Below are 11,445 nucleotides of genomic sequence, written 5' to 3'. Positions count from 1 at the left end.
CCAAGTCGCTCCTTGCCGCCGGAGGTGTATTGACGTGGCACGAGCCCAAGCCAGGCCGCAAAGTCCCGCCCGCGTTTGAAGCTCTCCATCGGCGGAGCAAAGCCGCTGATCGCCAACGCGGTCTGGGGCCCGACACCAGGCATTGTCTGCAGGCGCCGCGCTGTATCGGTCGCCAGGGAAAGGGCTTTGGCCTTTGCCGTTTTGACGTCGATCCGGGCCGTCTTTTCAGCAATCTGTTCGAGCAGATCAAAGCATTCCTCGCGCACCAGAGCAGGCAGGTCACTGTTCGGCTCCTCCAGAATAGTCTCAATCCGCTTGATATGGGCGATCCCTTTCGGAATGATGTGACCATATTCGTACAGCACCGAACGCAGAGCGTTCACAAGCTCGGTGCGCTGATGGAGGAGGCGCTCCCGACCTCGGAACAACACAGCGCATGCCTGCTGATCTTCCGACTTCGGCTGTACAAAACGCATCTCCGGGCGCTGTGCTGCAACGACGATTGCTTCAGCATCGGCAGCATCGTTTTTCTGCCGTTTGACAAAGGGCCGCACATATTGAGGTGCGATCAGCTTCACCTCGTGGCCAAGCTTGACCATTTCTCGAGCCCAGTAGCTCGCGCTGCCGCATGCTTCCATCACAACCACAGCAGGCGGCTGGCATGCCATGAACTGCCGGAACCGTGACCGCGTCAGCTTCTTACGGAATCTCAGATGCCCCGTCATTGTCGCGCCGTGAAGCTGGAAAACGTTCTTTGCCAGGTCCACCCCGATCATAGTATCTTTCATTTGCCGTCCTCTCCTTCATGTGGCGTTGAACACCACGACCTTGGCACATTGCGATGCCGTCTGGGGAGGGCGGCAACCATCCCATCTTCTGCGATCTGACCGGTCTCGTGCACATTTCAGGCATAAACGATCCAACCTTGTGGGTTCACCCGGATCGCATCCTGGGAGGTTCCGACAATTGCAGCCAGATCCGGGCGCTACTTGATGGCGGCTATACGGGTCCCTTTTCTCTTGAGCTCGTCGAGGAAGTCCACGCATTGAATGACACTGCAGGCCCATTTGCCGCCAGCATCGATCTCATCCGACACGGGCTACTGGCGCGAGTGCCGGTCTAAGGCGCGTAGGCAAATTGAGCGTCATTCGAGATCGCTCCTGTGTCCCGCTCATGCAGATGCTTGCCGGATCACCATTGTCAACACTGGCATTGGACTGCCTTGGGCGGCCGCGGCAGTTCGATGGGCCCGCAAGGCGAAGGTTGGATCTGATGCTGAGGGCGGCGGACTATCGGAATTTTCGGACGAAGAGCAACTGACGGCGGACAAAGGGCGAGTGCGCGAAGCCAACCGCAGGTGGTCCTGAGGTGATCTTTTTCTAGGACCGCGGTCGCGCCGCTGCTGCTTCACCTCGGCGGCCTCTCCGGGATCACCGACGACCGCTTCCTCCGACCAGAAGTGCCGATGCCAGACCCGTAGCTATGCGCTCTCGGATAGCGCGTGGGACAAGAATTCTGGCGCTCCGATCTGCGATTCAGCGTTATTAAAACCCCAGCTTCCTCTTCAGTTCCGCGTTCTCCTTGCGCAGGCGTTCCGCGAGCAGGCTCTTCAGTCGTTTGTTTTCTTCCTCAAGCGCGACGAGGTCCTTCAGATCGTCACCAACCGATGCAGGCAGCGCAGCTTTCTTCCATTGGTAGTAGGTCTGTTCTGAAATGCCGGCCTGCTTTACGGCGCTCTTGTGGGAGGCGCCGCCACTGATAGACTTCTGTATCAGGGCGAGCATCTGGGCGCGCTCCTTTTCAGAGTAGACCTTGCGTCCGGTCCGCACGGTCGCTGCTGGTGCTTCCTCCGCCTGAGACGCCGCATTGGGCGCATTCTTCCGAGCAGGCGGCCTGGGCTCAGCCTTCGCTCTCGGCGACCGTTGGGCTTTCTTCTTTTGAGGCCTCTCTACTTTGGCTGCCGGTTGCGTTGCAGTTGTTACTGATTCTGCGTCCAGGGGATTTGCCATGAGATACTCCGCTCGCGGTTTGTGCATGTGTTCAGCATCAAGCGCTACAACACTTGAGTCAACAGGGCGACCATTTGGCAACTCCATCTCCTCGAGTTCCCTTGTTGTCTCGGCCATTGCTGCGGTAAGATCGACATCGCTCCAGATCGAACGACTCCGTTTTTGAGAACTGCGCTTCTGTCTGATCTCCACCGTGAATGCTCGGGGCTGACGCCTCATAGGTGGTTCCTTATTGAACACGAATTATGCAGGAAGTCGCGGCAGACGGCGAATGAAGGTCTGGCCGCTTCTTCTGTAGCCGAGCTATATGCATCGGACCGCCCGAGCAAGCCCTGCTGGCGACGCACACCCCGGAACAGACCAGTTCCTATGAGCCCCTAAGAGCAAGTATGCAATGCCATCTCGGGACCGAGGAGGTGGTGGATTCCCGCAGCATGCAAAAGCTATCTCCCGTGTTTTCGATGGTAGAGCGACGGCTGGCATCCGAACTGAAAGGAGCTGCTCAAGAGCTGCGATCCAGTCTGCGCTGGCAGTGCAGGACGGCATACCTCCGAAGGCCGGTGCTACCGACGCTAGCCCGCTGATTACCGACATCGGTTGGCGCCGAAGAACGGACAGCTGCGCAGAATTGGCGAGCGGGGAGAGGCGAGGGCTCGAGCCGAGTCGAACTCGCATCGAGCGTCGTCCGGCAGCGGCAGAGCATGACAGGCTTCTTCGACAAGAACGGAGCCTGACCGAAGCTACTCGTCGCCGCAGTCGTTGCTGGGGCGACCCTTCTTTCACGAGTACCGCGGCGGCCGCCTGGTCGGAACGTCGTCCCGGTACTGACCGAGTGAATTTTGCGGAGCCACGCGGCGGCGTCGTGCGCAATCGGGAAAGCCAATATAGGCTTGCCCTAGGCAGGACGTTTTCGTGGCCCGCGGAGTGCATGAATTCCCCGAGCCTTTACCGGGCCGCTATACTTCTTGGGAGCGAGTTTGCCGCGCTCACGATATGTCCGGAAAAGTTGCTTCCCCTTTCACGCCGAGCTTCAAGCCGCTTCACTTGTGTTCGCCTCCTCCTGAAGGCCGGCCAACCCGCTTTTCGCGTTCGATCGATGGCGCGTTCTCAAGGCCGACGACGATCAGGTTTGGGAATGCTGAAGGGCGCACGCCTGGTTGCCTCTCCGGCAGCCCGGCGATCACGGGGGACTTCGCTGAGCCATCAGCAAGCATTGCTGCAAAACAGGCGCCAAAACTGCCCCCGACCGGCGTCGGCGTCGCCCGACCATTAGTGAGCGGTCCGACTCTGGGCAACGCACCGCTCCTGTTCGGAACACCGCATGAAGCGAAAGAGCCATTTTGGTGGGCCCGTTATCCTTCGTCCAGCAAACGATCGGCGGACGCGAGCAGCTTGTGAGGGATGCAGCCGAATGCAGCGCTGCTCCCACAGCGAAGCTCCTTTGTAAGAGCTTCACGCTTAGCTTCATCTAACGTGATTGAATTGAGGAGATCCCCCAGCACGTCTCCGGCCTCGATCTGAATGAGCAGAGCGTACACTTCATTTGAATGCGCATACCGTCCCGAGTGGAGTGGACTGCGCGGCCATTTATGAAAGGAATGTCTGCCATGGCGATAGATCACATCATTTCAGATGTTTTCCGGCAGATAGATGTCAAACGGGAGAAATGTCTGCCCCGGCGTCTCCGCGGTGCCGGTCTTGATGGCGCGATCCATCAGCAACATCAGCTCCTGGCAAAGTCGGCGCAGTGGCGTCGCCACCGCCATCGTGATGATGTCGTCCGCGAGGGCCTCCCGCGACTCCGGCGTGATTTCATTCACGATCGCGACGAGATCCTGGCCTTTGCCCTCTTCCCGGAGCGCGGAGATAGCCCCCTCCATGCCACCGCCGGCCATGTAGAAGCCGACGAGCTCAGGTTCCCGCTGCATAAGATCCAGCAGCGCCTCGTAGGTGATCTGTCGCTTCTCAAGATTGACGAGCGTATCCAGCACCTCGAATGCTGGCTCGTTCTCACGGAAATAGGAACGGAACCCGCTTTCCCGCAGCTCATGACCCTGGAAACGGTGGCTGCCGACAAACACGGCCACCTTGCCAGACCGTTTAGCGACCTTGGAGAACATCCAAGCTGCCGTCCGACCGACGCTGCGGTTGTTGAGACCTATGTAGCCCTCGCGCACGCCGGCGGCGAAGTCAGAAAGTAGCGAAAAGACGGGGATGCCTTTCGCCTTGAGCTCCTCGACTGTTGCCGTGATCTTCGGGTGGTCTGGCGCCACCATGGCGATTGCGTGGCATCGGCTACCAAGATCCTTAAGCAGTGCCGTCAGATCCCCAGGCAAATGTGACGGCGCGAATTCGATGAGCGGAATGCCGTGGAAGCAGTGGGCCGAACTGACCGACGCCTCGACCTCGCGCGCGAACTCCTGGTAAAAATGCTGGGCCGGTTTCCTCAAGATGAAGCCCAGCCGGTAGCGGGGCAGGTCCTTTCCCATGCGCTGTTTGATAAGTCCCGCAGCATGATAGCCGATCGCGTGGGCCGCGTGGTGGACGCGACGCGCGGTCTCCTCCCGCACCGGAAGGCGAGCGTTCAGCACCCGATCGACCGTTGCCACGCTCACCCCCGCTTCGCGGGCGAGATCGGCAATTGTAGGGCGCTTTGCCGTCGCTCCGATTTTGATCGGCTGGCGCTCCGTCATCCGGTGCATGCCGGCGACGGATTGGGGCGGCAAAGTGATTTCGGCATCCTCCCCGATCGACGGCCTATACATTGATCAGCGCTCCAGGCGCACCCGGGCGCGTCTCGGTCTGCGGTCCGTTTCCATAGGGCGTCCATGTTTCTTGTCCTCACCGCATTTGATGCTTCTGATCTGTGGCCCGCGAACCGCTGTTTAGACCCGGCGAGCCGATTGTTTGGTGGCTGATGAGCCGGCGACTTGGCTGGTCGCGCTGCAGCAATCTTGCTGGGGCGCGTGGTCGGTTTAATCTCTCGGCAAGCTCCCGTAGAAGGCAGCTTTCATGCGCGTTTCATCCAGTTCGCCTTCCCAGCGGGCGACAACCAGCGAGGCCACCGCATTGCCGATTACGTTCGTCAGCGCTCGGCATTCGGACATGAAGCGGTCCACGCCAAGGATGAGGGCCATCCCAGCAACGGGAACGCTTGGTATTACGGAGAGCGTAGCAGCCAAGGTGATAAAGCCGGCCCCTGTTATACCTGCGGCACCTTTCGAGGAAAGCATCGCGACAAGCAATAGGAAAATCTGATCGGGAATCGACAAGTGCGTGTTCGTTGCCTGGGCGATGAAGAGGGCGGCGAGCGTCATGTAGATATTGGTGCCGTCCAGATTGAAGGAATATCCAGTCGGGATGACGAGACCCACGACGGAACGCTTCGCGCCGGCGTTCTCCATCTTCGCGATGAGCGAAGGCAGCGCGGCCTCCGAGGAGGACGTTGCTAGGACCAGCAGCAGCTCTTCCTTGATGTAGCACACGAGAGAAAAGATCGAGAAGCCGTTGTATCGGCAGACCGCGCCTAGAATCCCGAATACGAAGAGGAAGGCGGTGAAATAGAACGTGGCGACCAGCATGGCGAGGTTGGCCACCGAACCGATGCCATATTTGCCGATGGTAAAGGCCATGGCGCCGAAAGCGCCGACGGGCGCGGCCCTCATCAGAATGCCGACCAGCTTGAACACCGGCGCGAGGAGCGCCTGAAGCAAAGAAAGCACAGGCTTGCCCGTGTCGCCAACCATCGCCAGGGCAATGCCGAACAGCACCGAGAAGAACAGGACCTGCATGATGTCGCCTTCGGCGAAGGCACTAACGATCGTCGAGGGAATAATGTTCATCAGGAAGCCGGTCACCGACTGCTCGTGGACCTTGGCGGCATAGCCCTTCACGGCCTGGGCATCGAGCGACGCCGGATCGATGTTCAGGCCGGCACCCGGCTGAACGACATTTGCGACAATGAGACCGACAATCAATGCGAGGCTCGAGAAGGTGAGGAAATAGATCATTGCCTTGCCGGCGACCCGGCCGACCTTCTTGAGGTCATTCATGCCGGCAATGCCGGTCGTCACGGTTAGGAAGATCACCGGCGCGATAATCATCTTGACAAGCTTGATGAAAGCATCGCCGAGCGGCTTCAGGCTCTCGCCGACCTCCGGGTAGAAATAGCCAACTGCGACACCGAGGGCGATGGCGGTAAGCACCTGAATGTAGAGCTGGGCGTAGAAGGCCTTGCGGGGCACGGGACCCGCGCTTCGGATTGGTGGAGCCAACAGCTTTTCTCTCCCTGACCGGATCGGGGTGGGGCCTCCTCCCTTCCCGCGCTTCTCCCATCGCGGCGCTCCGGTCACGCGCTGCTGGCATGTCGACAGCAAGTGTTGTGCCAAGTGGAGGCCCGCGCCCAATAAGGTATTCCTCCGCTCGGTGAGGCAGCCTCAGTAAGGGCGGGTTGTGCGAGCTTCCGCACTGTTGCCGTCATCTCGGGCGAAATCCCGCACTAACGCCAGCTTTGCACCCATTGCTTTAGCCTGACAGCCACCAGTCGGTAACTCTGCGATCCGCTGTGCCCGCTCGCTTCTTTGTCGCATTTGCGACCCGGCCGGGCACGGAAGTGGAGGATTCCCTACACGAGCGGGCTCTTACCGCGCTCCCGCTGCAGCCGTGGCTTCTCGACGGGTCGTCGATAAGACGGAATGATTCACGGGACTTGGTGCGCATCGGTGCGACTCAGAAGATGCTTCATAGCGCGAACACTTTAGCCGCTCGACGACACTTCGGGCCGTAGTGTCGACGCAGCCGCCCTAATGCCGACAGCATCCCGGGGGCGTCGACCTTGTACGCTCACCGCGCCGGTCCTCCGTGAACACGCCGCGGTTACTCTGCCGTTCGATGTCCATCCGTCGGCAAATCTAAGTTGATGGAATTCTATCATGTCCTCGTGCTTTCCTTTCAGAAATGCGAGGAAAGCTCGGTTGACTAGCCATCCTCATTCCCGCTCTGTAGGGCAACGTGTGGCTGCGCTCCGGAAGCCTGAACCGCGCCCCAGTTCAGTAAGGAATAGCCGAGCCATGCATCAAGCCTTGCCTCCGGCGTCTTTCGGGCTTGCCCCTCGTCAGGGCCTGACCGACGCCCAAAACCGTGACCCACACTTGATCTTATGCAAGGCAGTATGTCGCCTGCGGAACTCTGGCGTCCTGCCGCCGACACCTCACGACTACCTGCATCAACGTCTCAAGCGTTCCGGTAAGCGGCTCCCACCCGCAAGCAAGTGCGCCAATCATGCTGCGGCTCGCGGGGCGAAGAAATTCTTGTTGGTGCCGGCCATCGTTGGCTCGGGCCCTGATGCCATCTGACGATGCGTCTACGCCGGGGACATCGCAGATCCAGATGGCGCGGCGTTGCTGTCGCGCCCCAAGATCGAGGATGACATGTTAGATCAGGACAATGGTCGCCAATCTGAAGAAAGTGCTGAGCAGACTTCGTCAAGCTGCACATCACTCCACGACACCAAAAGGGATGACTTGGAACCCGCCATTCTGCCGTCGCGCGCGAGCGCGCTTGCCGGCATCTACGAAATTTCGAAAGCGCTCACCGCCCCCTCCGGGCTCGAGGTCAGGCTGGCCAAGGTTGTAGACCTGCTGCGATCGTTTCTGCAGATGAGGCACGGCATCATCTCTCTTTTCGACGGTGATGGCGAACTGGAAATCATCGCAGGCGCCGGCCGGACCGAGAGCTGCAGTGAGCGCTGCCGGACGTACCTTCCGCGGAATGCAATCGACCAGGTTTTGGCGACGGACAAGCCCCTGGCCACCGAGAACATCGCGGTTCATCCGGCTTTCACCGCCGCCGACATGGACGTGCTCGGGGCTTCCGACGACATACCAGTGTCCTTCATCGGCGTTCCCATTAGCGTCGATGCAAATGTCGTGGGCACGCTGACTATCGACCACGTACTGCGCCATGGCTCAAGAGTTTGGCTCGATTACAGCCTCTGTCTGCTCCCGCTAGTCGCCAACCTGGTAGGGCAGGCAGTGAAGTCGCATCGCTCTTTCGAGGGCGACCGCGAGCAACCGATGGCAAAGCAGGACTCCCTGCCAAAGCAGAAGCGCCTGGCCCCGCAGCGTAACACTCACGTGGAGGGGATGATTGGCGACAGTTTGGCGTTGCGAGGTCTGCTTGAGAAGGTCGCGCTCGTAGCCAAGGCCAAGATTGCGGTTCTGTTGCGAGGCGAATCCGGTACCGGTAAGGAGCTGGTCGCCAAGGCTATCCACGAGTTGTCCCCGCGCGCCAAGCGGCCCTTCATCAAGCTCAATTGCGCGGCGCTACCCGAGACTGTGCTGGAATCCGAATTGTTCGGCCATGAGAAGGGTGCATTCACAAGTGCGTTCAACTCGCGCAAGGGGCGCTTTGAGCTCGCCGACAAGGGGACATTGTTCCTAGACGAGATTGGCGAGATTTCGGCCTCGTTCCAGGCAAAGCTCTTGCGCGTGCTGCAGGAGCAGGAGTTTGAGCGGGTCGGGGGCAACCAGACCATTAAAGTCGACGTCCGCATCATTGCCGCCACGAACAAGAACCTGGAAGAGGCAGTTGCCAGAAACGAGTTCCGTGCCGACCTCTACTACCGCATCAGTGTTGTTCCCTTGCTGGTGCCGCCGCTTCGCGAAAGGCGCAGCGATATTCCGCTACTTGCAGCTGAGTTTCTCAAGAATTTCAACGATGAGAATGGCCTTATGTTGACCTTCGATCCGAGCGCGATCGAAGTACTGATAAACTGTGACTTTCCCGGCAACATTCGCGAACTGGAAAACTGCGTGTATCGTGCCGCGGTTCTGGCGGCGGGGCCATCAATCGGGAAAGACGACTTTGCATGCTGCCAGGGCAAATGCTTCGCCGAGGCGCTGCATAATTGCAGAGTTGGCAAAGTCGCGCTGCAACCTTCGCCGATCGGGCCGCTACCAGTGGTTCGGGCCATACCGCCGGCTGCTGGGGTTAGTTCTGCCGCCGTCCCACCGCCGTCAGCGACCGAAGGGCAGCCGCCGCTGGACCCAGTCGGGGTAGTCCACTCTGCGAGAATGGCCGATGCCGAACGTGTCATCCAGGCGATGGAGAGATGTGGCTGGGTCCAGGCAAAGGCGGCACGCCTGCTCGGACTGACGCCGCGCCAGATCGGCTACGTGTTGAGGAAATACGGCATCGTGATCAAACGTCTTTGAACAAATCACCGAGCCGAGTAGCTGGGACAATCAAGTATTCGTGCCTTGGCGCCCTTGAGGAGTGATGCGGGGCTCCTGCAATTCCGATCCGATCGCACAGACCGCGCTGCCCCCGCGGTCGTCGCCCCACCGTGCACCCGGGTCTCACGGCAGCGCTATCGTCGGTGGTCCAGGCCCTGTCTTGATCACCAGCTCGTGCCGGACGCACTGAGACTGAAACGGAGAAAAATTGATGTCTGATGCAAAACTGCAAACTGTGCTTTCTTCCCTTTCGCAGGTAGCGGGACAGTTAGATGTTCTGCTGTCCGACAAACCGGCGCCGGATCCTTGTTGCGTCAAGCTAAACACGAACGAGAACCCGTTTCCGTTGCCGAAAGCCATAATGCAAAGTGCGATGGCGGCTCTTGAACGGCAATATCTATATCCAGAAGACGACAACGTCAGCTTAAGGCAAGCAGCGTCGGAAGCCTACGGCGTCTCGAAGGATCAGGTGATCGCCGGAAACGGATCGTCTGAACTGCTCGGGCTTATCTACAGAGCTTTCCTGGTTCCAGGAGACAGAATGGCGGTGATGTCGCCGGGGTTTTCGTTCAACCGCAAACTTGCCCGTTTGCAGGGTGCTCAATTTCTCGAAATCGGATGGTGCGCAGATCATTCCTTGCCCGTCGAAGACTTGCTTTTGGGACCGGCAAAAGATGCCAAGTTCATTCTGCTGGCCAACCCAAACAATCCGACCGGAACGTTTGTTCCTGTGGCCGATGTTGAACGCCTGGTATCACAATCAGACCGTCTGATTGTCTTGGATGAGGCCTATGTCGATTTTGCACCGGACAATGGTCTGCATCTCCTCGATCGCTATCCAAACCTCCTGATCTTGAGAACATTCTCGAAAAGCTATGCCACCGCCGGCATTCGCGTCGGTTTCGGACTTGGCCACCCCGAAGTCATTGGCAGGCTGCGGGATCTCCAGAACGTCTTCAACATGAACGTGATCGGCCAGGCTGTTGGCATCAGTGTGCTTGGGCACCGCGGCGCCTATGCCGAGAACCACAAGCACATCAGGGATGAAAGACAGCGAGTGACGGTGGCACTGTCGAAAATCGGATTTTCCGTAATACCTTCTCACGCAAATTTCCTGCTAGCGCGTGTGCCACCGGGGCAGGAAGGCTCATGGTGGCAAGCAGCCTTGGAAAGGCAAAAGATACTCGTCGCCTTCTTTCCGGATGCAGGGCTGGAAAATTACATCCGCATCAGCATCGGTACGAAAACCGAGATGGATGAATTCCTTGAGGCCGCCAGAGAGATAGCTGGAAGGGCGGAGAAAACGATCCCGCTGTGCCGGCCGTCAGCGGCTGCTGCTTCTGCCTTAACCAGTCGATAGTTCCCCGGCCATTAAGCGCACCGATAATTTGAATTTGCTTGCATCATTGCGAGCCACGAACTGTTGCAAAGAGTTGGAGAAAATCGCGTGAAGAATGCCTTCCCACAGGGCCTGACCTTCGGCATATTCGACCATCTGGACGAGGACGGCTGCGAGATTGCCCGGCAATACGCCGATCGCCTGAGTTTGGCAGAGGCCTGCGATCACCTTGGTTTCTACGCATATCATCTGGCAGAGCACCACTGCACTCCGCACGGGAGGGGCCCATCGCCGAATCTGTTCTTATCTAGCGTCGTCCAGCGCACCCGGCACCTCCGCGTCGGCCCGATGGTAATGCTCCTTGCCCTTTATCATCCGCTGCGTGCGTTCGAGGAGATCTGCATGCTGGACCAGTTGAGTGGTGGCAGGGTCGAACTGGGTATAGGACGCGGCTCTCTCCCAGTCGAACTGGGTTACTTCGGGATTGCTGCGGAGGCGGCGCCAGGTCACTATGCGGAAGCCAGCGAAATCCTTATCAAGGCGATGAAGGGCGACACGCTGTCCTATAGCGGCCGCCATTTTGAGCTGAATGACGTCCCTTTGACGCTGAGATCTTATCAGCGCCCCCATCCACCGACATGGATCGCCACCAATAGACCCGAGTCGGCCAGCTGGGCCGCTTCAAGTGGCGCCAATATCGCGTGCCTTGGACCTGCCTCTTCTGTTCGCAGAATTAGTCGACCGTGAACTATCCGCAAGCCATTGATCTGGCATGTTGATTGAGACGGATAGCGGCTTTGGAATTGCAGGATTGGCGGTTTATGAGCGCTGTTTTCCTGCAATTCGGTTTTGCGATTCCCTT

Annotated in this window: 6 protein-coding genes and 1 pseudogene; 3 read left to right on the top strand and 4 right to left on the bottom strand. The window is 59.0% G+C overall.

Annotated features, from left to right (window positions below; translation table 11 throughout):
- From AC0L2Z_RS34005 to AC0L2Z_RS33990, 4 genes are all read right to left on the bottom strand, one after another.
- Nucleotides 1-788: IS110 family RNA-guided transposase (locus tag AC0L2Z_RS34005; protein WP_473630466.1), on the bottom strand; the 788-nt coding region annotated here is incomplete at its 3' end.
- A gap of 756 nt (nt 789-1,544) precedes the next feature.
- A complete protein-coding gene (locus tag AC0L2Z_RS34000; RefSeq protein ID WP_473480646.1) occupies nt 1,545-2,228 on the bottom strand; it encodes a transposase in 684 nt (227 codons plus the stop codon).
- Between the two features lie 1,409 nt (nt 2,229-3,637).
- A complete protein-coding gene (locus AC0L2Z_RS33995; protein WP_473480739.1) occupies nt 3,638-4,702 on the bottom strand; it encodes a LacI family DNA-binding transcriptional regulator in 1,065 nt (354 codons plus the stop codon).
- 282 nt (nt 4,703-4,984) lie between these two features.
- Nucleotides 4,985-6,286, bottom strand: coding sequence for a dicarboxylate/amino acid:cation symporter (locus tag AC0L2Z_RS33990; protein ID WP_473480736.1), 1,302 nt, complete (start codon nt 6,284-6,286; stop codon nt 4,985-4,987).
- 1,152 nt (nt 6,287-7,438) lie between these two features.
- Here AC0L2Z_RS33990 and nifA point away from each other — a divergent pair.
- The 3 genes and pseudogenes from nifA to AC0L2Z_RS33975 form a co-directional block, all read left to right on the top strand.
- Nucleotides 7,439-9,223 (top strand): nif-specific transcriptional activator NifA, encoded by a 1,785-nt coding sequence (gene nifA / locus AC0L2Z_RS33985; RefSeq protein WP_473480733.1) that lies wholly within the window; start codon nt 7,439-7,441, stop codon nt 9,221-9,223.
- 232 nt (nt 9,224-9,455) lie between these two features.
- Nucleotides 9,456-10,604 (top strand): histidinol-phosphate transaminase, encoded by a 1,149-nt coding sequence (gene hisC, locus AC0L2Z_RS33980; protein ID WP_473630465.1) that lies wholly within the window; start codon nt 9,456-9,458, stop codon nt 10,602-10,604.
- 87 nt (nt 10,605-10,691) lie between these two features.
- Nucleotides 10,692-11,321, top strand: a pseudogene (locus AC0L2Z_RS33975) (LLM class flavin-dependent oxidoreductase); the annotation flags it as partial.
- Nucleotides 11,322-11,445 lie beyond the last annotated feature (124 nt).

The sequence above is a fragment of the Mesorhizobium sp. WSM4850 genome (genome assembly GCF_055811735.1).
Note: the sequence above shows the minus strand (reverse complement) of the source record. Positions and strands in the feature narration are given on the sequence as shown.

What these genes read in the sequence shown, in the direction of transcription:
- nifA (WP_473480733.1), top strand. Translation starts at nt 7,439, where the DNA reads ATGTTAGATCAGGACAATGGTCGCCAATCTGAAGAAAGTGCTGAGCAG.
- AC0L2Z_RS34000 (WP_473480646.1), bottom strand. Translation starts at nt 2,228, where the DNA reads ATGAGGCGTCAGCCCCGAGCATTCACGGTGGAGATCAGACAGAAGCGC.
- hisC (WP_473630465.1), top strand. Translation starts at nt 9,456, where the DNA reads ATGTCTGATGCAAAACTGCAAACTGTGCTTTCTTCCCTTTCGCAGGTA.
- AC0L2Z_RS33995 (WP_473480739.1), bottom strand. Translation starts at nt 4,702, where the DNA reads ATGACGGAGCGCCAGCCGATCAAAATCGGAGCGACGGCAAAGCGCCCT.